General features: G+C 71.6%; 24 protein-coding genes. 13 read left to right on the plus strand and 11 right to left on the minus strand.

Annotated features, from left to right (window positions below):
• Nucleotides 1-41 precede the first annotated feature (41 nt).
• Nucleotides 42-1,712 carry a CHAP domain-containing protein gene (locus FB382_RS08245; protein WP_182538291.1) on the minus strand — a complete coding sequence of 557 codons (1,671 nt, stop codon included), beginning with the start codon at nucleotides 1,710-1,712 and terminating at the stop codon, nucleotides 42-44.
• 115 nt (nucleotides 1,713-1,827) lie between these two features.
• Nucleotides 1,828-2,829 carry an NADP-dependent oxidoreductase gene (locus tag FB382_RS08250; protein WP_182538293.1) on the minus strand — a complete coding sequence of 334 codons (1,002 nt, stop codon included), beginning with the start codon at nucleotides 2,827-2,829 and terminating at the stop codon, nucleotides 1,828-1,830.
• A gap of 195 nt (nucleotides 2,830-3,024) precedes the next feature.
• Here FB382_RS08250 and FB382_RS08255 point away from each other — a divergent pair, with 195 nt between their 5' ends.
• Nucleotides 3,025-3,168, plus strand: coding sequence for a hypothetical protein (locus tag FB382_RS08255; protein ID WP_182538295.1), 144 nt, complete (start codon nucleotides 3,025-3,027; stop codon nucleotides 3,166-3,168).
• 31 nt (nucleotides 3,169-3,199) lie between these two features.
• Here the strand turns inward: FB382_RS08255 and FB382_RS08260 are convergent, their stop codons facing one another.
• Nucleotides 3,200-3,484, minus strand: a complete 285-nt coding sequence (locus tag FB382_RS08260; RefSeq protein WP_182538297.1) for a Fe-S cluster assembly protein HesB — start codon at nucleotides 3,482-3,484, stop codon at nucleotides 3,200-3,202.
• A 142-nt stretch (nucleotides 3,485-3,626) separates the two neighbouring features.
• Here FB382_RS08260 and FB382_RS08265 point away from each other — a divergent pair, with 142 nt between their 5' ends.
• The 3 genes from FB382_RS08265 to FB382_RS08275 are packed head-to-tail and all read left to right on the plus strand — an operon-like array spanning nucleotide 3,627 to nucleotide 5,426.
• Nucleotides 3,627-4,094, plus strand: coding sequence for an OsmC family protein (locus FB382_RS08265; RefSeq protein WP_182538299.1), 468 nt, complete (start codon nucleotides 3,627-3,629; stop codon nucleotides 4,092-4,094).
• Entirely contained in the window at nucleotides 4,091-4,528 is a 438-nt protein-coding gene (locus FB382_RS08270; protein ID WP_182538302.1) for an SRPBCC family protein, read from the plus strand. The genes FB382_RS08265 and FB382_RS08270 overlap by 4 nt, the downstream gene beginning before the upstream one ends.
• A gap of 1 nt (nucleotide 4,529) precedes the next feature.
• Complete coding sequence (locus FB382_RS08275; RefSeq protein ID WP_182538304.1) at nucleotides 4,530-5,426, plus strand: oxidoreductase; 897 nt, start codon at nucleotides 4,530-4,532, stop codon at nucleotides 5,424-5,426.
• Between the two features lie 15 nt (nucleotides 5,427-5,441).
• Here FB382_RS08275 and FB382_RS08280 read toward each other — a convergent pair whose 3' ends face one another.
• Nucleotides 5,442-6,110, minus strand: a complete 669-nt coding sequence (locus FB382_RS08280; RefSeq protein WP_182538306.1) for a peptidylprolyl isomerase — start codon at nucleotides 6,108-6,110, stop codon at nucleotides 5,442-5,444.
• A gap of 23 nt (nucleotides 6,111-6,133) precedes the next feature.
• Nucleotides 6,134-7,195, minus strand: coding sequence for an alanine racemase (locus tag FB382_RS08285; protein ID WP_182538309.1), 1,062 nt, complete (start codon nucleotides 7,193-7,195; stop codon nucleotides 6,134-6,136).
• Nucleotides 7,196-7,246: 51 nt separating this feature from the next.
• On the opposite strand from FB382_RS08285, the gene FB382_RS08290 reads away from it, so the two are divergent.
• The 3 genes from FB382_RS08290 to FB382_RS08300 are packed head-to-tail and all read left to right on the plus strand — an operon-like array spanning nucleotide 7,247 to nucleotide 9,036.
• The gene (locus FB382_RS08290; protein WP_182538311.1) at nucleotides 7,247-8,116 is read left to right on the plus strand and encodes an LLM class F420-dependent oxidoreductase; all 870 of its coding nucleotides are present in this window, start codon (nucleotides 7,247-7,249) and stop codon (nucleotides 8,114-8,116) included.
• A gap of 54 nt (nucleotides 8,117-8,170) precedes the next feature.
• The gene (locus FB382_RS08295; protein ID WP_182538312.1) at nucleotides 8,171-8,515 is read left to right on the plus strand and encodes an ArsR/SmtB family transcription factor; all 345 of its coding nucleotides are present in this window, start codon (nucleotides 8,171-8,173) and stop codon (nucleotides 8,513-8,515) included.
• The gene (locus FB382_RS08300) at nucleotides 8,512-9,036 is read left to right on the plus strand and encodes an SRPBCC domain-containing protein (protein WP_182538314.1); all 525 of its coding nucleotides are present in this window, start codon (nucleotides 8,512-8,514) and stop codon (nucleotides 9,034-9,036) included. The genes FB382_RS08295 and FB382_RS08300 overlap by 4 nt, the downstream gene beginning before the upstream one ends.
• Nucleotides 9,037-9,051: 15 nt before the next feature.
• Here FB382_RS08300 and FB382_RS08305 read toward each other — a convergent pair whose 3' ends face one another.
• Nucleotides 9,052-9,504, minus strand: coding sequence for a hypothetical protein (locus FB382_RS08305; protein ID WP_182538316.1), 453 nt, complete (start codon nucleotides 9,502-9,504; stop codon nucleotides 9,052-9,054).
• 110 nt (nucleotides 9,505-9,614) lie between these two features.
• Here FB382_RS08305 and FB382_RS08310 point away from each other — a divergent pair, with 110 nt between their 5' ends.
• The 3 genes from FB382_RS08310 (at nucleotide 9,615) to FB382_RS08320 (ending at nucleotide 13,421) form a co-directional block, all read left to right on the plus strand.
• Complete coding sequence (locus FB382_RS08310; RefSeq protein ID WP_182538318.1) at nucleotides 9,615-10,421, plus strand: metallophosphoesterase family protein; 807 nt, start codon at nucleotides 9,615-9,617, stop codon at nucleotides 10,419-10,421.
• Complete coding sequence (locus tag FB382_RS08315) at nucleotides 10,421-11,110, plus strand: class I SAM-dependent DNA methyltransferase (RefSeq protein WP_182538319.1); 690 nt, start codon at nucleotides 10,421-10,423, stop codon at nucleotides 11,108-11,110. The genes FB382_RS08310 and FB382_RS08315 overlap by 1 nt, the downstream gene beginning before the upstream one ends.
• Nucleotides 11,111-11,270: 160 nt before the next feature.
• Nucleotides 11,271-13,421, plus strand: a complete 2,151-nt coding sequence (locus tag FB382_RS08320; RefSeq protein ID WP_182538321.1) for an MMPL family transporter — start codon at nucleotides 11,271-11,273, stop codon at nucleotides 13,419-13,421.
• 22 nt (nucleotides 13,422-13,443) lie between these two features.
• Here FB382_RS08320 and FB382_RS08325 read toward each other — a convergent pair whose 3' ends face one another.
• The gene (locus tag FB382_RS08325) at nucleotides 13,444-13,977 is read right to left on the minus strand and encodes a GNAT family N-acetyltransferase (protein ID WP_246377773.1); all 534 of its coding nucleotides are present in this window, start codon (nucleotides 13,975-13,977) and stop codon (nucleotides 13,444-13,446) included.
• Nucleotides 13,978-14,120: 143 nt separating this feature from the next.
• Here FB382_RS08325 and FB382_RS08330 point away from each other — a divergent pair, with 143 nt between their 5' ends.
• Both FB382_RS08330 and FB382_RS08335 read left to right on the plus strand, forming a co-directional pair.
• On the plus strand, nucleotides 14,121-14,411 hold the full coding sequence (locus FB382_RS08330) for a hypothetical protein (protein WP_182538325.1): 291 nt from the start codon (nucleotides 14,121-14,123) through the stop codon (nucleotides 14,409-14,411).
• 500 nt (nucleotides 14,412-14,911) lie between these two features.
• On the plus strand, nucleotides 14,912-15,952 hold the full coding sequence (locus tag FB382_RS08335) for a site-specific integrase (protein ID WP_182538327.1): 1,041 nt from the start codon (nucleotides 14,912-14,914) through the stop codon (nucleotides 15,950-15,952).
• Between the two features lie 9 nt (nucleotides 15,953-15,961).
• Here FB382_RS08335 and FB382_RS08340 read toward each other — a convergent pair whose 3' ends face one another.
• The 3 genes from FB382_RS08340 to FB382_RS08350 are packed head-to-tail and all read right to left on the minus strand — an operon-like array spanning nucleotide 15,962 to nucleotide 19,247.
• Nucleotides 15,962-18,322: an ATP-binding cassette domain-containing protein gene (locus FB382_RS08340; protein ID WP_182538329.1), complete on the minus strand. Its 2,361-nt coding sequence runs from the start codon at nucleotides 18,320-18,322 to the stop codon at nucleotides 15,962-15,964.
• A 35-nt stretch (nucleotides 18,323-18,357) separates the two neighbouring features.
• Complete coding sequence (locus FB382_RS08345) at nucleotides 18,358-18,768, minus strand: VOC family protein (protein WP_125036044.1); 411 nt, start codon at nucleotides 18,766-18,768, stop codon at nucleotides 18,358-18,360.
• Nucleotides 18,769-18,773: 5 nt separating this feature from the next.
• Nucleotides 18,774-19,247: a helix-turn-helix domain-containing protein gene (locus tag FB382_RS08350; protein ID WP_182538331.1), complete on the minus strand. Its 474-nt coding sequence runs from the start codon at nucleotides 19,245-19,247 to the stop codon at nucleotides 18,774-18,776.
• A gap of 241 nt (nucleotides 19,248-19,488) precedes the next feature.
• Between FB382_RS08350 and FB382_RS21835 the strand changes: the two genes are divergently transcribed.
• Nucleotides 19,489-19,644, plus strand: coding sequence for a hypothetical protein (locus FB382_RS21835; RefSeq protein WP_185736148.1), 156 nt, complete (start codon nucleotides 19,489-19,491; stop codon nucleotides 19,642-19,644).
• Here FB382_RS21835 and FB382_RS08355 read toward each other — a convergent pair whose 3' ends face one another.
• Nucleotides 19,645-21,345 (minus strand): alkaline phosphatase D family protein, encoded by a 1,701-nt coding sequence (locus tag FB382_RS08355; RefSeq protein ID WP_182538333.1) that lies wholly within the window; start codon nucleotides 21,343-21,345, stop codon nucleotides 19,645-19,647.
• Nucleotides 21,346-21,352 lie beyond the last annotated feature (7 nt).

Here is a 21,352-nt window from a genome sequence, read left to right on the forward strand (position 1 = left end):
CCCCAACCGCCCCGGTAGCCCCAGGGGCCACAGGGGTCGGGCTACTTGATCGTGACGGTCTTGCGGAGGGTGGTGCCCACGACCGTGTCGCTGCCGAGGTAGCTGAACCGGACGTTGGTCAGGCCGGCCGGGAGCCCGCGCAGCACGCGGGCGGCACGGCCGTAGCGGTCCAGGGTCAGCTCGGCGAGCAGGTGGCCGCGGGCGACGATCCGCACGACGCCGGCGACGACCGGGACGCCGGCGGCGCCCAGCGCGACGTGCACCGCCAGGCGGCCGGTCCCGGGACGGCTCGAGCGCAGGACCATCGTCGGGACGGTCTTGACCAGGCCGCTGGGCCGGACGGTCTGCACCAGGTCCTCGTAGCCCGCCCGGGTCAGGGTCAGGGACGCCGACACGTGGTGACCGAGGTCGTCGGTGGTGAGGGTGTACGACGTGCCGAGGGCGCCCTCGATCGGGACCCCGTCGCGGAGCCACACCACGGTCGTGTCGGCGACGCCCGGCGACCAGGTGCCGGGGTCGAGGGTGAGCACGTCCCCGAGCCGCGGCGTGCCGCCGAGGGTGGCCGGGTCGCGCACGGTGAAGGTGGCCTTCTGGACCGCGGCGGTCGCCAGCGAGGTGGCGCTCACCGGGTCGTAGCCGGGCTTGGTCGCCGTGACCGTGACCGAGATCGGCAGCCCGACCTGGGCCGGACCGGGGGTGTAGGTGGACTGGGTGACGCCCTCGAGCAGCTGCCCGTCGGCGTACCACTGATAGGTCAGCTCGGCCGGGGCCGGCTTCCAGGTGCCGCCGCTGGCCACGAGCTCGTGGTCGACCGTGGCCTCGCCGGAGACCGTCGGCGCCGTGAGGCTGCTGATGACGCCGGGCTCGACGTACGACGTCTTGTCGGAGACGACCGACGAGGTCGGGTAGCCGGGGCGTGCCGCGGTCACCTTGACCGAGATCCGCTTGCCCTGCTGCTCCTGGGCGAGGGTGAGGCTGGGTCCGGTGGCGCCCTCGATCGGGTCGGCGCCGGCCTTCCACTGGTAGGTGTAGGTGGTGTTGCTGCCCTGCGGCGTCCACGAGCCCGGGCTGGCGCTGAGCGCGCCGCCGACCTTGGTCACGCCGGTGACGTCGGGCTTGGCGACGTTCTCGAGCTTCACGTCGTTGAAGTGCACGAAGCCGCTGGGCCAGCTGCCGCCGCCTCGGGTGATGCGTGCCCAGGAGAAGTCGCCGCCCCAGCTGTCCTGCGACACGATGATCTCGTTGCTGGAGATGACCTGCTCGACGTAGGCGACGTGGCCCGCGGAGCCGGCGGGGCTGGCGTTCTCGCGCCACCAGGCGACGGCGCCCACGGCGGGCACGTCGTCGGTGATGGACTTCATGTAGATGCCCCAGTACTCCGCGTTGCCCCCGCCGCTCCAGGGGCGGCTGTTCGGCAGGCCGCTCTGGACCATCCGGTAGGCCGCGTAGTTGGTGCAGTTGTGCCCGCTGTACATCAACCAGTACATCTGGTCGTTGGCCGCCTGGTAGCCGCTGTTGGAGTAGCCCCGGTCGCGGCAGCCGACGTAGCCGGTGCACAGGATCGAGACCCCGGACGCCTGCCGGGCGGACTGACGGGAGACGTCGGCGCGCGCCGGCGCGAGCGGCCCGAGGGTCGCCAGCAGCAGCCCGAGGACCAGCCCCAGGATCGGGCCGGCGAGGGCGCGGTGCGGTGCGCGGTGTACGGAGGACACGGATGGGAGCATAGGGACGAAAGTGACGTGAGTGAACAGATTGACGGAATGTCAATCGTGTAATTCGGCGTGTCGCGAAAATGTCAGGCTGGTGCCGCCGGTCGGGCGGGGGAGGTCAGCCCAGCCGGACGAGCATCTTCCCGGTGTTCTGGCCCGTGCCGAGCCCGAGGAACGCCTCGACCGCACGGTCCAGGCCGTCGACGAACGTCTCGCGGTGGACGAGGCTCCCATCGGCCAGCCAGCCGCCCGCCTGAGTGAAGAACTCCTTCGCTGCGTCCGCGTGGTCCGAGACGATGAAGCCCCGCAGGGTGAGCCGCTTGCTGACCACCATCATCAGGTTGCGCGGGCCGGGCGTCGGGGCCTCGGCGTCGTACGTGGCGATCGCGCCGCAGGCGGCGATCCGCCCGAAGTCGTTCATGTGGAAGATCGCGCCCTCGAGGTGGTCGCCGCCGACGTTGTCGAAGTAGACGTCGACCGGGGCGTGCTCCTTGAGCTGCCGGGCGACCGGTCCGTCGTGGTAGTCGAAGGCCGCGTCGAAGCCGAGCTCGCCGGTCAGCCAGGCGACCTTCTCCGCCGAGCCTGCCGAGCCGATCACCTTGCCGGCGCCGAGCAGGCGCGCGAGCTGGCCGGCGACCGAGCCGACGGCCCCGGCGGCGCCCGAGACGAAGACGGTGTCGCCCTGCTTCAGCTGGGCGATCCGGGTGAGGCCGACGTACGCCGTGAGCCCGGTCATGCCGAGCACGCCGAGGTAGGCCGAGGCGGGGACCCGGGAGACGTCGACGACCCGCACGGCAGCCGCGGGCAGCAGGGCGTGCTCGCGCCAGCCGGCCTGGTGCAGGACGGTCGCCCCGACCGGGACGGAGTCGTCACCGCTGGCCACGACCTCGCCGACGGCGCCGCCGTCGAGGGGTCGGTCCAGCGCGAAGGGCGGGACGTAGGACTTCACGTCGTTCATCCGGCCGCGCATGTAGGGGTCCACCGACATCACGGTGTTGCGGACCAGGACCTCACCCGGTCCGGGGTCCGGCAGGTCGACCTCGACCATCCGGAAGTCGTCCGGCACCGGCGTGCCGGAGGGTCGGGAGGCCAGGTGGATCTCGCGCGAGGAGGTCGTCATGGACCGATCCTGCCAGCCGCGCGGGGCGGGCCCGGGAGGGGTGTCCAGTGGCCCTGTGGAGGTGGGCGACATCACGTCGTCGACGATGCCAACGGGCGAGGTCGCGATCCCTAGAATGTAAGAGCCGCGTTCGCGGCACTACTCATTACGTGAACTGACCCGGCAACGGTGCCGGGACGAGGAGATGAAAGCACCATGACGACGCAGCTGCACCTGGCCTACGGGATCGTCGAGGGACGGGCCCACCACGACGTGGACCAGGCGATGATGCGGAACGTGGCGCTGGCCCGCAAGGACGCGCGCCGCGCCCGACGGACGCGACGCACGACCAAGCGCTGAGCCTGAAGGCCCAGGCGCGCTCGGGCGGGGCTCAGGCCTGGAGGCCGAGCGCGAACTCCACCTTGCCGGCGGGGTCGACGGCCGCGTCGAGGACCTTGTCGTCGAGCAGGAGGGCGGCGTTCGGGTCGAGGTAGACCGTGGCCCCGTCCTGCTGGACGGTCTGGTCCCCGGGCTCGGGGCTCTCGGTGGCGCTGACCGCGAAGGTCGGCTCGGCCGCCTCCTCGGAGCTGATCCGCAGGCCCGCGGTGTCCGCGAGGCCGGGCTGCGTGGTGATGTCCTTGACGATCGTGCTGGCGTTCTCGGTGAGGGTGAGCATGCTCGCCTTTCCGATGGGCTGGCTGGTCCTCTCCACCGTCGCGCGCAGGGCCCGCCGGACACAAGTCGGGCCCGGTCCCGGGCGTGTCGGGCGTGTCGGACTCCCCGGAGCGGGGGCGGGCGGGTCTGGAATGCTGGGCCGCATGAGCACCGACCCGCTGACCGACAGCCAGCCCGAGAGCCTGCCCGACACCCACCGCCGGATCGACCTGGTCCGCATCGGTGAGGGTCGCTACAAGGCGACCAACCGTCGCGGCGGGGTGCTCCCCATCGGCTCCGGGTCCGACCCCGACTTCAGCCCCGTCGAGCTGCTCCTCGCCGCGATCGCCGGCTGCGGGGCGATCGACGTCGACCTGATCACCGGCAAGCGCGTCGACGCCACGTCCTTTGCGGTCCGGTCCGAGGGCCACAAGGTCCGCGACGAGCAGGGCAACCACCTCGTCGACCTGCGCGTCACCTTCGACGTCACCTTCCCCGAGGGCGAGGCCGGCGACCGGGCCCGCGAGATGATGCCGCGCGCCCTCCAGCAGACCCGCGACCGGCTCTGCACCGTCGGGCGCACCGTCGCGCTGGGTGAGCCCGTCGAGTACGCCGAGGGCGACCTGGCGTGAGCGTCGACGTCACCGTCGAGACCGTCATCGGCCGCCCCGCGGCGGAGGTGGCGGCGTACGCTGGCGACCCCACCAACGCGCCGAGCTGGTACGTCAACATCCAGAGCGTCGACTGGCGCACCGAGCCGCCGGTCCGGGTCGGGTCGCAGATGGACTTCGTGGCCGCCTTCCTCGGCAAGCGGATCGCCTACACCTACGAGGTCACCGAGCTGGTGCCGGGCGCGCGCCTGGTGATGCAGACCGCCCAGGGCCCGTTCCCGATGCGCACCACCTACACGTGGGAGCCCGTGGGGGAGGGCAGCACCCGCATGACGCTGCGCAACGACGGCTCCCCGCGCGGCTTCTCGCGCATCGCGGCGCCCGTGATGGCCACCGCGATGCGCCGCGCCACGACCAAGGACCTCGCCGCCCTCAAGAAGATCCTCGAGGGCTGAGGTGGCCCGCGCCCGCACCCGGCCGTGGACGGCCGTGCCACCCCAGGACGGGCGCCGCTTCGTGGTCACGGGGGCGACGAGCGGCATCGGCCTCGAGACCGCCCGCCGGCTCGTGGCGGCCGGCGCGCACGTGGTGCTCGCGGTCCGGAGCCTCGAGAAGGGCGAGCAGGTCGCGGCGCCCCTGAGGGCCTCCCTGGTCGGCTCGGTGGAGGTGCGTCGCCTCGACGTGTCCGACCTGTCCTCGGTGCGGGAGTTCGCCGCCGGTGTCGGCGACGTGGACGTGCTGGTCAACAACGCCGGCGTGCTGGGCCTGCCGTTCGCCCGCAGCGTCGACGGGTTCGAGCTGCAGCTCGCCACCAACCACCTCGGCCACTTCGCCCTGGCCAACCTGCTGCTGCCGCGGATCACCGACCGGGTCGTCGTCGTCGCCTCCCAGTCGCACCGCTCCGGCGAGCTCGACCTCACCGACCTGGACTGGACGCGTCGCGGCTACCGCCCCTACGCGGCGTACGCCTCCTCCAAGCAGGCCAACCTGCTGTTCCTCGGCGAGCTCCAGCGACGGCTGACCGCTGCCGGCTCCCGGCTGCGGGCGACCGGTGCGCACCCGGGCTACACCTCGACCGCGATCCAGGCCGGCACCGGCAGTGCCGCCTTCACGCGGCTGGCCGGTATCGGCAACGCGCTGCTGGGCATGCCGCCGTGGCAGGGGGCGCTGCCGACGTTGTACGCCGGCACGATGGACGTGCCGGGCAACACCTACCTCGGCCCGCACCGGTTCCGCGAGCTCAACGGATGGCCGGTGCCGGTCGGACGGTCCCGGAATGCCAGCGACCCCGACCTCGCCCGGGCTCTGTGGGCGGAGTCGGAGTCGCTGACGGGGGTTGCTTTCCCCCTGTGAGGCTGGTGGGGCCGGTCAGTCGGCCTTGACCGAGGAGATCTCGACCTTGTCCTTCGGCGCGCCGTCCGGGCCGCCGTCGGCGGTGCCCTTGTCGGCGATGCCCTTGACGACCTTCAGGCCGGCGTCGTCGATGTGCCCGAAGACGGTGTAGGCCGGCGGGAGCTGGCTGTCGGCGTAGACGAGGAAGAACTGCGAGCCGTTGGTGTTCGGGCCGGCGTTGGCCATCGCGAGCGTGCCCGCGCCGTAGGTCTCGCTGCCGTCGAGCTCGTCGTCGAACGCGTAACCCGGGCCGCCGGCGCCGGTGCCGGTCGGGTCACCGCACTGGAGCACGAAGATGCCCTGCGTGGTGAGGCGGTGGCACTCGGTGCCGTCGAAGTAGCCCTGGTCGGCCAGCGACACGAACGAGTTGACCGTGCACGGGGTCTTGTCGGCGTCGAGCGTGGCGGTGATGTCACCGGCACTCGTCGAGATCGTGACCTTCTCCTGGCCGCTCACGGCGGCGTGGTCGGGCGGCAGGTCGACCTTGTCGGCCGGCGGGCGGCCGTCGTCGGTGTAGGTGCAGGCCGGGCCGGTGGCCTCACGCGAGGGACGGTCCGTGGCCGTGGTCGAGGCGTCGTCGCCGCAACCGGCGAGGGTGGTGACGGCCACGAGGGCGGCCGCGGAGATGAGGGAGCGCTTCAGCATGCGGCCGATCGTAAGGGGGAGGGTCAGCTGTTGCGGCCCCGGGCCGCGACCGGCCAGGCGCGCAGGGCGCCCGCCTCGTCGGCGTACAGCGTGTCGACGAGGTTGACCGCGGCGCACACGTGGTTGGGCACCACGTCGACCTTGCTGCCGAGCGCGGGCGGCGCCTCGTCGCCCATCTCCACGACGGCGTGGTGCTCGGCGAGCATCACGATCCGGGCGTCCGGATGCTCGAGCAGTCGCCCGTGGCCGGTGCTGTAGGGCGCACGGTCGGCGCCCAGCACCTTGCTGCCCGCATCGAGGACGACCCGGCCGCCGGCGTGGCTGACGACCGTGGCGCGACAGGTCAGCGCGATCTGGGCGGGCTTCATGACGCCGAGCTCCCACTGCTGGGCGTCACCGAGGCAGTAGACGCCCGGCCGGATCTCGGTGACGACGTCGAGGTCGGTGTCGGCGATGCTCGGCGTCGAGCCGCCGCTCAGCACCCGCGGCTCGATCCCGACTGCCCGCAGGGACGTGGCGGCCGCCGCGAGGGCCGCCGACTCCTGGGCAGCTGCGGAGGCACGGCCGGCACCCGGTGCGTAGCTGTGGCCCGGGAACGTGAAGGCGCCCCGCACGGTGAGCCCGGCGCGGCGGGCCGTGTCTGCCACGGCGCCGGCGTCCTCGGGCCGCACCCCGCTCCGGTGCTGACCGCTGTCGACCTCCACCATCACCTCGATGTCCGAGGTGCCGAGCAGCCGGCTGGCCTGGGCGACGCCCTCGACCGAGTCCACGCCGATGGCCACGCGGGCCGAGGACGCGAGGTCCTCCAGCCGCCGTGCAGCAGGACGGTGCAGCCACAGGGGGTAGGCGATGAAGATGTCGTCGAACCCGTGCCCCGCGAAGGTCTCGGCCTCGCCGATCGTCGCCACGGTGATGCCGACCGCGCCCGAGCTCATCTGGAGCCGGCCGATCTCGATCGTCTTGTGGGTCTTGACGTGCGGGCGCAGGGCGACGCGGGACGACGTGGAGAGGTCCGCCATCGCGCGCACGTTGGCGCGCAGGCGGACCAGGTCGATGCGCAGGAACGGCGTTGCCGGCTGGGCCATGTCCACCAGCGTAGGGGCACCGGTCGCGGGACGACGGCTACTGTCGCGGGCATGCAGCTGGGGATCCACTACGCCAACTTCAGTCACGGCGGCGGTCCTGCGGACCTCGCCCCACGCCTCGCGGAGACCGCCCGCGTCGCTGACCAGGGCGGGGCGTCACTGTTCACCGTCATGGACCACTGGTTCCAGATGGAGAACCTCGGCGGCCCTCCGGAGCCGATGCTCGAGGGCTACACCACCCTGGGCTACCTCGCCGCCGTGACCGAGCGGGTGCGGCTCAGCCTTCTCGTCACCGGCGTCACCTATCGACACCCCGGCCTGCTGGCCAAGACGGTCACGACTCTCGACGTGCTCTCCGGCGGTCGCGCGATGCTCGGCATCGGAGCGGCGTGGTACGACCGGGAGCACGCCGGTCTCGGCGTCCCGTTCCCCTCGACGTCCGAACGGTTCGAGCGCCTCGAGGAGACGCTGCGGATCGTGGGCCAGATGTGGAGCGACGACGACGGGCCGTTCGAGGGCAAGCACTACCGGCTGGCCGAGACCGTGTGCGTGCCGGCGCCCGTCCAGGAGCCGCGGCCGCGCATCCTGATCGGCGGCAGCGGTGAGCGCAAGACCCTGCGGCTCGTGGCCCAGTACGCCGACGCGTGCAACCTCTTCGGCACGGGTCGGGACGCGGTCGCCCACAAGCTCGACGTCCTGCGCCGGCACTGCGACGACGCCGGTCGCGACTACGACGAGATCGAGAAGACCGTGCTCGCCATGGCCGACCCCGCCAACGAGCGCGATGAGTTCCTGCGGGAGATGACTGCCTACGCCGACCTCGGCATCACCCTGGTCACGGCCATGCCCCGGGGCGATGATCCCGTCGGGTGGACGACGACCGTCGTCGAGGACGTGCTGCCGGCGCTCCGGGACCTGTAGGGCACTTGTCGCGTAACCTTGTGGGTACGTAACCAATCGGGTACGCTCGTCACCATGGACGCGGTGATGCAGGCCCTGGCCGACGGCAGCCGTCGTACGCTGCTCGGGATCCTGCGCGACCACCCGGCGACGGCCGGCGAGCTGGCCGACGCGCTGCCGATCGCCCGGCCCGGCGTGTCCCGTCACCTGCGGGTGCTGCGGGAGGCCGGGCTGGTCGAGGCGGAGCAGCAGGGGCAGCGCCGGATCTACCGGCTCCGCACCGAGCCGCTGGCCGAGCTCGACGCCTGGCTGGGGGACTACCGCGTCCGCTGGGAGCAGCGGCTCGACGCCCTGCACACCGAGATCGCACGCGGCAGGAAGGCCGCGCGCGCCGACGACACGAAGGCGGGGGAACCATGAGGATCACCGGGACGATGCGGGCGCTCGACGAGGAGCGGGGCGCGGTGCGGGTGGAGGACGTCTACGACACGGGCATCGCCGACCTGTGGGAGGCCTGCACGACACCCGAGCGGCTCGCGCGCTGGATCGCGGAGGTCACCGGCGAGCTCCACCCGGGCGGGACCGTCGAGGTCGTCATGACCAGCACCTGGGCCGGGTCGCTGCGGGTCGAGGCTTGCGAGGCCCCGCACCACCTGCTGCTCACGTCCGCCCCCGGCACCGACGAGGAGTCGCAGATCGAGGCCTGGCTGACGCCCGAGGGCGACCGGACCCGGCTGGTCGTCGAGGAGCGCGGGTTGCCCCTGGGTGCGCTGCACTTCCACGGCGCGGGCTGGCAGGTCCACCTGGAGGACCTCGGTCGTGCGCTCGCCCTGGACGGCCCCGCCCACGACGGCGGCTGGTCGGCCGACCGGCCGGCCGGGGCGTGGCACGGGCGCTGGCGGGACCTCACGCCGACGTACGCCGCGCTGGACCGCGGCTGACGGGCGGTCAGGCGGTCAGGGGAGGGCCGTGTGGTCGGGATGGCCGTGCGTGCGCTCGTCCTCCTTCCACTCCGCCTCGTAGAGGTGCCGGCGACCGCCGACCAGCGCCTCCCGGGCCTCCTGCTCGAGCGACTTGAACGTGGCGTAGTAGCCCGCGTCGTACTCCTCGAGGACCTGGAAGGTCCAGCGCCCCTCGAGGACGTTGCGGCCGAGCAGCTCGCGGTCGAGACGGTCGGCCAGGTCGGTGTGGCCGGCGCACTGGAGCAGCTCGACGGCCCTCCCGAGGGCGAGGTCCGCGGTGCCGATGCGCCGGTGGAAGGCGTAGAGAAGGCCTCGGGCCTCCTCGACCACCTCGAAGGCCTCCGACAACTTCCCCAGGGCCAGGACCGTCGCGTCGTCGACGCCGGCGGGTCGTCGGTGGCCGGGGTCGGGCAGGTCGTGATCGTCGTGGTTGAGGACCGCGTTCATGGCTGCTCCGCTCGAGATCCGCTCGCCCGAGACGCCTTGCCACCATCGTGCGGCCGGAGGCGGGCGGTTCACTCCACCAAATGGGGGAAGTGCTGTCCTAGGGTCGTCCGGTGCCTGCCTCGCCCCTCGACCCGCCCCTCGACCGGATCGCCCTCATCTCGGACGTCCACGGCAACCTGACGGCCCTCGAGGCCGTCCTGGCCGACATCGACGCCCGGGGGATCACCCGGATCTTCAACCTCGGCGACTACGTCGGCAAGGGGCCGCGCGGCCGCGAGGTGGTCGACCTGTGCCGGGAGCGGTGCGAGGTCAACATCCTCGGCAACTGGGACGACTTCCTGCCGGACCCCACGCGCGAGTTCGACACCGACGCGCTGCGCTGGTGGCTCGAGCAGCTCGGCCCGGGGCAGGGCGAGTGGCTGCGATCCCTGCCGTTCTCCCACGACTTCACGATGAGCGGACGCCGGATCAGGCTGTTCCACGCCTCGGAGGAGACCGTGCACCGGCGGGTGCGGTTCGACCACGACGAGGCGGAGTTCCTCGGGCTCTTCACCAACACGCCGGCGACCGGGGACGGTCCGCTGCCCGACGTGGTCGGCTACGCCGACACCCACGACCCCTACTACGAGACCGACCGGGAGCGCCGCACCGTCTTCAACACCGGCTCGGTCGGCAACTGCATGGGGGACCCCACCCCGGTCTACGTCATCCTCGAGGGCGTGGTGGACGGGACCGAGGAGGCGCCGTTCGGCATCCAGTTCGCCCGGGTGCCCTACGACTGGGAGCACGAGCTGAGGGTCGCCACCGAGATGGGACTGCCGGAGCTGGAGGGCTACACGGTCGAGATCCGCGACGGCGTCTACCGGGGCAACCTGCGGGCCGGCGAGGCGCCGGACTACCACCGCTCGCCGCGCTGATGACCGCACCCGACGGCCACGACTACGTCGCCGACACCCGGTCCTCCTACGACGCGATGGCCGAGGCGTACGCCGACTTCGTCCGGCACGAGCTCGACTCCTTCCCGGTGGCGCGGGCGATGCTGGCCGTCTTCGCCGAGCTCGTGCTGGCCGCCGGGGGAGGGCCGGTGCTCGACGCGGGTTGCGGTGTCGGCCGGATCTGCGGCCACCTCGGCGGCCTGGGCCTCGACGTGAGCGGCGTCGACCTCTCACCCGGCATGCTCGCGGTCGCGCGACGCGACCACCCGGGCCACGCCTACACCGAGGGCTCGCTGCTCGACCTACCGGCCGAGGACGCGTCGTACGACGGAGCGCTGGCGTGGTACTCCCTGATCCACGTGCCGCCGGCCGACCAGCCCCGGGCGCTGGCCGAGCTGCACCGGGTGCTGCGCCCGGGCGGGCACCTGCTGCTGGCCTTCCAGGTCGGCGACGAGCCGTCCCATCGGACCGACGCGGCCGGGATCCCGATGCGGCTGACCTTCCACCGGATCAACCTCGACGCCATCCAGGTGCTGCTCCGCGACGCGGGCTTCGACGTCGTGAGCACGACCTGGCGCGAGCGCGAGCCGGACGAGAAGTCGCCGCAGGGGATCGTGCTGGCGCGAAAGCAGGTGACCGGCCTGGTGGAGGCCGGTGCCGGATCGCCCTAGTCCGTCCGCGCTATCGACACGTCGAGGTGGTCGGCGTACGCAGGAAGAAGGAGCCCGGAGACAGCGGTCGAATCGGGTGGTGCTCATGCAGACGTCGGCGGTGCAACGACTCGCAGTCCGGTGTGCCCGGCACCCGTGGCGCACCCTGGCTGTCTGGAGCGTGGTCCTCGCCCTGGCGTTGCTGTCGAGCGCGATGCTGCTCGGCTCGGCCCTGACGACCGAGGGGTCGATCAAGTCCGAGCCGGACTCGCTCAAGGGGTTCAACCTGATCGATGACCGGTTCCCGGCGCGCAACGAGGTCACCGAGTACGTCGTCGTGCGGTCCGAGTCCGGCACGGCCGCCGACCTGCGTGCCACCGTTGCCCGGCTCCGCACGGACCTCGCGGCCGCGGACGGCGTCAAGGACGTCGGCGACCCCTTCGCGACCGGGGCCGGGGGACTGGTGTCCCAGGACGGCACGGCGGTGCTGGTCCCGGTGGTGATGAACGACGACGGCGGCGCCGACCCAACCGCCGGGATCGCCGACGTGGTGGATGCCGTCGAGGGCGTCGACGCGCAGGACGGTGTCGCGGCGACGATCACGGGGCAGTGGACCCTCGGCTACGACTTCACCCTGGTCTCGCAGCACGACCTCGAGAAGGGCGAGATGCAGTTCGGCCTGCCGGCGGCCCTGGTCGTGCTGCTCCTGGTCTTCGGGGCCGTGGTCGCCGCGTCGGTGCCGCTGCTGATGGCCGTGGCCTCGATCGTCGTCGCCGTGGGCGTCTCGGCCGTGGTCGGACAGGCCACCGACCTGTCGTTCTTCATCGTCAACATGGTGATCGCCATGGGCCTGGCCCTGGGGATCGACTACTCCCTGTTCGTCACCTCCCGCTTCCGGGAGGAACGGCACGCCGGCCTGGACCGACTCGCCGCGATCGCCGTCTGTGGTGCCACGGCCAGCAAGGCCGTGCTGTTCTCGGGGCTGTCGTTCGTGGTGGCCCTGCTCGGCATGCTGCTCGTCCCGGACACGGTCCTGCGCAGCCTGGCCTTCGGGGCGATCGTGGTCGGCCTCGTCACCGTGGCCGCCGCGCTGACCCTGCTGCCGGCGACGCTGGCGCTGCTCGGAGACCGCATCGAGCGGGGAAGGATCCCGTTCGTCCCGCGTCAGCACGGCGGGGAGAGCCCCTTCTGGCGGCGCGCCGTCGGGCGGGCCACCAAGCGCCCGGTGGTCACGGTCGTCGTGGCCAGTGGACTGCTGGTCCTGCTGGCGCTGCCGGTGCTCGGTCTCCGCACCGGGTCGGCGGGCCTGACGACGCTGCCGAGCGACACGGTGACCCAACGCGGCTTCGCCGCCCTCACGACGTACTTTCCCCAGGGCGTGCGTCCGAGCCCGGCCCAGGTGGTGGTGGACGCGCCGTCCTCGCCGCAGGTCGCTGCTGCCGTCGCACGACTGGAGGAGCGGGTCGCTGCCGACCCCGACTTCGGCCCCTCCACCGTGACCACGGCGCCGGGGGAGGACCTCACCCTCGTCGAGGTCGTCGTGGAGGGTGATCCGGCGAGCTCGCGGGCGAGCGCCGCGATCACCCGGCTGCGACGGGACTACATCCCCACCGCCTTCGACGGCGTCGACGCCCCGGTGTACGTCACCGGCACCACGGCCTTCGACATCGACTACGCCGCGCTGATCGACCACTGGCTGCCGATCGTGATCACCTTCGTCCTGACGCTGAGCTTCCTCCTGCTCCTGCTCGTCTTCCGATCGGTGGTGCTGCCACTGAAGGCCGTCGTGCTGAACCTGCTGTCCGTCGGCGCCGCCTACGGCCTGATGGTGCTGGTCTTCCAGGACGGCCACGGCGCCGATCTGCTCGGGCTGCGGCAGATCGACCGGGTGGAGCCGTGGGTGCCGGTGTTCCTGTTCTCGGTGCTGTTCGCGCTGTCCATGGACTACCACGTCTTCCTGCTCACCCGGATCAAGGAGCGCTACCTGGCCACGGGGGACACCGTCGACGCGGTCGCGCACGGCGTCGGTGCGACGGGGCGCATCATCACCGGTGCGGCGCTGATCATCGTGGTGGTGTTCGTCGGCTTCGCCCAGGGTGACCTCGTCGGCTTCCAGCAGATGGGGTTCGGCGTCGCCGTGGCGCTGTTCATCGACGCCACGCTGATCCGGACCGTCCTGGTGCCCGCCAGCATGGTGCTGCTGGGTCGGTGGAACTGGTACCTGCCCGGCTGGCTCGAGTGGCTGCCCGAGCTGCACGTCGAGGGCGGCGCCGAGGGGGAGGCGGAGCGCGACGCACAGGTCGTGCCCACGGGATCCGCCATCAGGCAGTAGCCGGGGGTTCATCGACGTCGGGTCAGGAGCGCCACTCGTCGCGCAGCAGGGCCCAGACCTCGAGGTCGTGGAAGTCCTCGCGCACTGGGAACACCTGGCGCAGCGTGCCCTCGTGGGTGAAGCCGAGCCGCTGGGGGATCGCTCGGCTCGGGACGTTGCCGGGGGAGCAGCGCCACTCGACGCGGCGGAGCCGACGCTCACCGAACGCCCAGTCGACCATGCTCTCCACGGCCCTGGTGACGATGCCCTGGCCGCGTGCCTCCCGGGCGAGGAAGACGCCGATCTCGGCGGTCCCGGCGCGGAGGTTGATGCTGGGGAACAGCGTGCCGCCCACGAGCACGTCATCGAGCCAGATCCCGAAGAGGCGACGGGTGTCGTCGGCCCGACCGCGGGAGAAGCTCTCCAGGAAACCCTTGGTGGCCTCGCTGGACTCGAAGTGCTCCCACGGCAGCCAGTCGTAGAGGTCGGTGCCCGAACGCCGGAAGAACGCGGCGAGCTCCTCGGCGTGCCAGGGCTCGAGGTCACGCAGTTCCGCGGGGTCGATTCGGTGTCGCATCAGCACGGGGGCACGGTAGCCAGCCCGTGGGAGCCGGAGGGCGAACGACACCCGTGTCGTTCCCGGAGGGGAGTGGCACTGGGTGTCAATGTCGGGGGCGTGTACGGCGGGGCCGATTGTGATGCGGTGCGAGGGAGTGATCAGTGGAGCCAGAGATCGTGCGGCTACTGGTGGACGCGCTCACGGCAGAAGAAGAAGACAGGCGCGACCTCCGCCGCGTGGTCGTCTCCGCCAGCGACTTCGACAGCGCGGTCAGGGGCGCTCACCTGGTCTTTCCGGAGTGGCGCCTCGGCCAGACGAGCTGCAACGTCCTCCGAGCCTGGCGACCAGATCTGTACCTGGAACTGGCCGGGACCGAGGTGGACCCCTTCTACCGAGACGACCTCCTGCCCGAGTTTCATCGCTGGCTTGCTGACCGCACGGCGGGGGACTGAGGAAACGGCTCCTGCTCCATCCGATGGAGGTCCGCAACACAGAAGTTGACATAATGTCAGTTATCGGCGATATGGAAACGGTCGTCGGAAGGGGCTGAGATCCTGCCGAGGACCGGTCCGCATGCATGCCGTTTGGTCCCCAACGGCATGAAATTGCAGTCCTGACGTGCCGTTGATGACCAAACGGCATGGTGCACGCGTCCCGGTGTCCGTTGCCATAGAGCTCCGGGACACCGAGTTCTGTCAGAGCGATCCTCAGCGACGTCGTGTCGCGACGCCGGCGACATTTCCGCGTCACGGGCACCTGGTTGGCGCGTGCTTGCCGAGAATGCCCCGTCGACGCGGCACGACCTCGCGCCAGGCGGTCCGGCGGTCCACGCCCGGCCAGCTGCGCCGACCCGACCCCCGGATAACTGCTGGATACCGGGCATTATGCAGCAAACGACACCCTTGTCATTCGGGACCGGCGTTGGGGGTGGTCGTCGCTAGCGTCGCCGTCCATGAAGGGCAACCTGCTGGTGCACGACGCCATCGACGGCTGGTTCCTGGCGCGGGCGCCGCGCAAGGACTCGCCCCACACGCGCGCGGCCTACACGCGTGACCTGACCGCGATCATCACCGTCACCGCGGCACACCTCGGCCGCACCGTCGACGACCTGCGCGTCGGCGACCTGACGCTGTCCGTGCTGCGCCACGCCTTCGGCACCTGGTCGGAGGGTCGGGCGGCGGCGAGCATCCGTCGTGCCCACTCGACGTGGAGCGGCTTCTTCGAGTACCTCGTCTCCGAGGAGCACCTCGACGGCTCCCCCATGCCCGGCGTCGGCAAGCCCAGGTCGCCCCAGCGGCTGCCCAAGCCCTTCGCCGAGGACGACGCCGCCCGGATCGTGCGGACCCTCACCGACGCCGCCGTACGCCGTCGCCAGCCCTGGCCCGAGCTCGACGCGGCCGTCGTGCTCACCGCGATGGTCACCGGCGTCCGCTCGGCCGAGCTGCTCGCCGTCGACATCGGCGACGTCACCCGCACGGCAGGCAACGAGCGCATCAAGGTGCTCGGCAAGGGCGACGCGGAGCGCTCGATCCCGGTGGAGCCGGTCCTCCTGGACTTCCTCGACTCCTACCTCGACAGCCGGCGGGCCAGATTTCCCGGCACCGCGCGCCAGCGCGGCGTCACCAGCGACGGCGACCCGTGGGCCTGGTGGCGACCCCACGACCCGTTGTTCGTCGACCGGACCGGCCAGCGGATGCGCACCGGCGCGCTCCAGTACCTCGTCGAGCTCGTCTACCGCGATGCCGGCGTCAACGCGGCGCGTGCCCGGGGCGCGCTGGTGCACGCGCTGCGCCACACGGCTGCCACCCGACTGGTCGAACGCGGCGGCACCGCGGTCGAGCTGATGGACTTCCTCGGCCATCGCTCGCTCGCGACCTCGCAGGGCTACCTCGCCTCGACCGCCGCCGGGGTGCGCGCCGCCGCGGCCCGCTCCCCCGTCTACGGGCTGCTGTCCGCTCCGGTGCCGCCCCCGGAGCGCGACGCCCCCGACTGAGAACGCTTCTCAGCCTCCGACGTACGCCGCCAGGTGCTGTCCCGTCAGCGTGGAGCGGTCCGCCACCAACGCGGCCGGCGTGCCCTCGAACACCACCAGTCCCCCGTCGTGCCCCGCCCCGGGGCCGAGGTCGATGATCCAGTCGGCGTGCGCCATCACGGCCTGGTGGTGCTCGATCACGACCACCGACTTCCCGGACTCCACCAGTCGGTCGAGCAGGCCGAGGAGGTTCTCGACGTCGGCGAGGTGCAGGCCGGTCGTGGGCTCGTCCAGCACGTAGACGTCACCCTTGTCGGCCATCTGCACGGCCAGCTTGAGCCGCTGCCGCTCACCGCCGGACAGCGTCGTCAGCGGCTGGCCGAGGGTGAGGTAGCCGAGCCCGACGTCCGCGAGCCGCTCGAGCACCTTGTGCGCGGCGGGCGTCGCGGCGTCGCCGTCACCGAAGAAGTCGAGTGCCTCGACGACCGGCATCGCGAGCACCTCGGCGATGTTGCGGCCGCCCAGGGTGTACTCCAACACCGACGCCTGGAACCGGCGCCCCTCGCACTCCTCGCACAGCGACTCGACGGTCGCCATCACCCCCAGCTCGGTGAAGATCACGCCGGCGCCGTTGCACGCCGGGCAGGCGCCCTCGGAGTTGGAGCTGAACAGCGCGGGCTTCACGCCGTTGGCCTTCGCGAAGGCCTTGCGAATCGGCTCGAGCAGTCCGGTGTACGTCGCCGGGTTGCTGCGGCGCGACCCCTTGATCGCTCCCTGGTCCACGACCACCACGCCCTCGCGCTGGGCCACCGATCCGTGGATCAGCGAGCTCTTGCCGGAGCCGGCAACCCCCGTGACGACGCAGAGGACACCGAGCGGGAGGTCCACGTCGACGTCGCGCAGGTTGTGGGTGCTCGCGCCGCGGACCTCGAGCGTGCCGGTCGGCGCGCGCAGCGACCCCTTGAGCGAGGCCCGGTCGTGGAGATGCCTACCCGTGGTCGTGTCGCTTTCGGCCAGGCCCTCGACGGTGCCCTCGAAGCAGATGCTGCCGCCGGCCGTGCCGGCCCCCGGGCCCAGGTCGACGACGTGGTCGGCGATCGCGATGGTCTCGGGCTTGTGCTCGACGACCAGGACGGTGTTGCCCTTGTCGCGCAGCTGGAGCAGGAGCTGGTTCATGCGCTCGATGTCGTGCGGGTGCAGACCGATGGTCGGCTCGTCGAAGACGTAGGTCACGTCGGTCAGCGACGACCCGAGGTGGCGGATCATCTTGGTCCGCTGCGCCTCTCCCCCGGACAGCGTGCCCGAGGGCCGGTCCAGGGACAGGTAGCCCAGCCCGATCTCGGTGAAGGCGTCGATGAGGTGGCGCAGGCCCGCCAGCAGCGGCGCGACCGACGGCTCGTCGAGCTCGCGCAGCCACTCCCCCAGGTCGGTGATCTGCATCGCGCAGAGCTCGGCGATGTTGCGGCCGCGGATCTTGGAGGACCGTGCCTCCGCGCTGAGCCGGGTCCCGTCACAGTCCGGGCAGGTGGTGAACGTGACCGCCCGCTCGACGAACCGGCGCACGTGCGGCTGCATCGACTCGACGTCCTTGGAGAGCATCGACTTCTGGACCTTGGTCAGCACGCCCTCGTAGGTGAGGTTGACGCCGTCGACCTTGATCTTCTCCGGCTCGCCGTACAGCAGCTTCTTGAGGTCGCGGGCGGAGTACTTCGCGATCGGCTTGTCCATGTCGAGGCCGGCGCCACTGAAGATCCGGCCGTACCACCCGTCCATGCTGTAGCCGGGCACCAGCAGCGCCCCCTCGGACAACGACTTCGACTCGTCGTAGATCGCGGTGAGGTCGAAGTCGTTGAGCGCCCCCATGCCCTCGCACTTGGCGCACATGCCGCCCTGGTAGACCGCGTTGCGGACCACGGATGTCGACCCCTGGCCCTTGTCGGTCTTCATCATCCCGCTCGCCACGCGGGTCGGGACGTTGAAGGCGAACGCCGTCGGCGGCCCGATGTGCGGGGTGCCGATCCGGCTGAAGAGGATGCGCAGCATCGCGTTGGCGTCCGTGACCGTGCCCACGGTCGACCGCGGGTTGGCGCCCATCCGCTCCTGGTCGACGATGATCGCTGTCGTCAGACCGTCGAGGTAGTCGACCTCGGGCCGCGCCAGCGACGGCATGAAGCCCTGCAGGAAGGCGCTGTAGGTCTCGTTGATCAGGCGTTGGGACTCCGCGGCGATGGTCGCGAAGACCAGCGAGCTCTTGCCCGAGCCCGAGACCCCCGTGAACGCCGTCAGCCGGCGCTTGGGGATCTCCAGGCTGATGTCCTTCAGGTTGTTCTCGCGGGCGCCCTGCACGCGGATCAGGTCGTGGCTGTCGGCGGGTGTGCTCTGCGGGGACATGCCTGGCGGCTCCTCGGTCGTGGTGGACGGTCGTCTCAGGCGCGCTGGTTGATGCGGAGCAGGTTGCCCGACGGGTCACGGAAGGCGCAGTCGCGGACGCCGTAGGGCTGGTCGGTGGGTTCCTGGAGCACCTCGGCCCCGCTGGCCTCGAGCTTGCCGAAGACCAGGTCGAGGTCGTCGGTGGCCAGGGTCAGCGCGGTGTAGCTGCCCTTGGCGATCAGCTCCAGGACCGTACGTCGCTCGTCGTCGGTGATGCCGGGGTCGGTGGCCGGCGGGTGCAGCACGATCGAGGTCTCCGGCTGGTTGGCGGGACCGACGGTGATCCAGCGCATGCCGGCGTACCCCACGTCGTTGCGGACCTCGAAGCCGAGCGTGTCGCGGTAGAAGGCGAGCGAGGCCTCGGGATCGGTGTGCGGGAGGAAGGCGTAGTGAATGGTGATGTCCATGCGGCTCACGCTAGGTCCGGCCCCACCCCGTGCGCTTCTTCATTCCTGATCGATGCGGTCATGGTCGATCTGATCGGCCTGGTGACCTGGCGCGCGTGGCACGACGGCATCGCCGCGGTGGCGCCGTCGGTCTGCGCCTTGTAGGTGCTCGGCGGCACGCCGACGAGCTCGGTGAAGCGGGTGCTGAAGGTGCCCAGCGAGGAGCAGCCGACGGCGAAGCAGACCTCGGTCACCGAGAGGTCCCCGGTGCGCAGCAGTGCCATCGCGCGCTCGATCCGCCGCGTCATGAGGTAGCTGTAGGGCGACTCGCCGTACGCCCGCTTGAACTCACGGCTCAGGTGACCGGCCGACATGTGCGCGTCGCGCGCGAGCGCCTCGACGTCGAGCGGCTGGGCGTAGTCACGGTCGATCCGGTCCCGGACGCGCCGGAGCCGTGCGAGGTCGCGCAGACGCTGCTGCTCCGCGGGGCTGCTGGTCACGCCCTCATCGTGCCACCGGAGGCACAGGAGAAGTGGCTCATGGCGGTTCGGCGGCGCACCCGTGGCCGGCACTGACCATGGCGCATGGCCCGTTCGGGCCAGGGGCCGGGACACGATCCTCCCGACTTCTGCACGACGCGCTCAGGTTGCCCGCAACCTCCGGACTTTTCGGCCGGTCGGGGGGCAAGGTGGAACAAGCGCGTGGGGGACGCGCCAGGGGACACCGGAGGGACTGGACATCATGTGGGACACCGTTGACGACAACCATGGACACCACCTGTCGCACGACATGCCGTGCGCGCACTGCGGGCACGCCGTGCACACCTACCTGGCCTGCTCGGACACGTGCGACTGCCAGCCCGTGTCGATGCCGGGTGCGCAGCTGACGCCAGCCTGATCAGGCCAGGCCGTCGACCGTCGCCACGCGACGCAGGACGGGCCGGTCCAGGTTGCCGTCGCGCACCTCGCCGGCAGTCCACCACATTTTCATGCCCTCGGGCTGCAGCTCGAGGATGGCGAGGTTGTTGTCGTACCACGGCCCCGCGAGCATGTCCCAGTCCAGTCCCGTGAGCGGCACCTTCGCCGCCTTGGACAACCGGCGGGCGAAGCGGCCCGCCGAGCGCCGCGCGGCCCGGGCCGTGAGGCGCTGCATGAACGGCGGGAGCGGGTTGCGGATCGGTGAGCACACCGCCTGCAGGATCCTGGTCGAGATCTCGCGGCTCTCGACCCGCTCGTCGGGCCAGGCCTCGGCCACGTAGCTGTGGTGCACGTCCCCGGACAGGTAGGTGATCGTCTTCGGGGCGCTCCCCCGCTCCCCCGCGGCCACCGCCAGGGTCAGGTCGACCACGGAGCGGAATCCCTCCTGGAACGCCGCCCAGTGCTCCATGTCCGCGGCCTGGCGCAGCTTCTCCCCCACCCGTGCCGCGACGCGGCCCCAGGCGCCCTGGGCCACGGCCTCGTTCCAGGCCTCGGCGTGGTGCAGGCCCGGCGCCAGCAGCAGCGGCAGTGAGGTGCCGACGAGCAGGTGGTCGAAGCCGCCCTGCATCTTCTCGTCGAACCACGCCAGCTCGTCGGCGTCCAGGATCGAGCGGTGGTCGGGGGCGAGCTCCCGAGCGGCGCGCGAGTCGATCACCACGAGCCTGGCCTGGGTGTCGAAGTCGCGGGTGAAGCTCCACCGGTAGCTCGTGGGCTCCTGGTCGGCGCGGTCGGCCAGCTCGTCGAGTTCGGCGGTGATGTCCAGCTCGCCGGGGCCGTCGTACGTCGAGATGCGCTGCCACAGCGCGTCCTCGGCCCGCTCGGCGGCGCTGAGGTTGCCCAGGTGCTGGTAGACCCAGTAGGCCGCGAGCCCGCCGACGATCCGCTCGTGCCACCAGGAGGTCTGCTCCATCTCCTGCTTCCAGGAGTACGACGTGTTCCAGTCGTCACGGATGTCGTGGTCGTCGAAGATCATCGCGCTCGGCAGCGTCGAGAGCAGCCAGCGGTTGGCCGGCTCGCTCCACGCGAGCGCGTAGAGGTGGGCGTACTCCTCGTAGTCCTTGATCTCCTCACCCGGCGGCTGGTCGGTCCCGCGGCGGGCCTCGATGAACTCCTGCATCGCCTCGCTGGTCTCGTCGGCGTAGACCTGGTCGCCGAGGAAGAGCACGAGGTCGGGCCAGCGCTGGGTGTCCTCGGGCGAGGCGTCGCTGGTGATGCCGGCCATGAAGAGAGCGTAGGAGCGGAGCGCGTCGATGCCGTGCTTGGCGGTGCCGGCCTCGTCGTGCGGCAGGCTCACGCGGCACGACCCGAACGCCATCCGCAGGGGCTTGCCGGGCTCGAGCGTCGCGATCACCGACGGCGGGAAATCCCCGCTCTCCGGGCTCGCTGCCGGCCACACGCGCTCGCCGTCGACGTCCACGACGTACGCCGTCCGGCTCCCGGGCGCCAGCCCCGTGAGCTCGACGAGCGCGTAGTGGTGGCCGTGGGCGCCGAACGTCGGGGCGCTGGCGCGGTGCTCGCCGGCGGTGACCGTCACCGTGGCCGCGTCCGCCGTCTCGACCCAGATCGTCGCCGACGTGTCGTCGACGTGGCGGAGCAAGGGGCCGAGCACCAACGAGGTCATGTGCCGG

It is taken from the genome of Nocardioides ginsengisegetis (assembly GCF_014138045.1).
Lineage (GTDB): Bacteria > Actinomycetota > Actinomycetes > Propionibacteriales > Nocardioidaceae > Nocardioides > Nocardioides ginsengisegetis.